At 42.9% G+C, this 658-nt stretch carries 1 protein-coding gene; it reads right to left on the reverse strand.

What is annotated here, in order from left to right:
• Positions 1 to 125 precede the first annotated feature (125 nt).
• The coding region (locus tag ACTHUT_RS21455) for an alpha/beta hydrolase-fold protein (RefSeq protein WP_440419829.1) at positions 126 to 658 on the reverse strand (533 nt) is incomplete at its 5' end.

Here is a 658-nt window from a genome sequence, read left to right on the forward strand (position 1 = left end):
GATTAGAATGGGGAGATATTTAAGTAGAGTAGGCAAGCTAGCTCATTTTGATAGCATTATTTTCGTTAACATAAAAATTAACGCTCACTCCAACGTTTGGTCGATTCACCAATCACTTCTTCGACTTACTTCAAAAATGCCGCATGATAAGCAATATGCTCACCAATAAAACTGGCGATGAAGTAATAGCTATGATCGTAGCCTTTATGGAAGCGCACATTGATCGGCTGATTTGCCGCACGACAGGTTTCAATAAAATCTTCGGTACGCAATTGTGTTGGCAAAAACTCATCTTCTAAGCCCTGATCAATGCGCATACCTTGCACTTTATAGCCTTGTTGAATGAGCGAGCCGGCATCATATTGCTGCCATTTTTCACGATCTTTTCCTAAATAAGCAGAAAAGGCTTTCTCCCCCCAAGGCACGAGACTTGGCGACAAAATGGGCGAAAAGGCAGAAACACTTTGATAACGTTCTCGGTTTCGCAGTGCCAATACCAATGCGCCGTGTCCGCCCATTGAATGTCCCATAATGGAACGTTTGCCGTTGGTAGGAAAATTTTCCTCAATCAGACTGGGCAACTCGTTCAAAATATAATTATACATTTGATAATTCGTCGCCCAAGGCTGCTCGGTCGCATTCAGATAGAAACCTGCAC

This window comes from Neisseria sp. P0022.S010, from assembly GCF_051956635.1.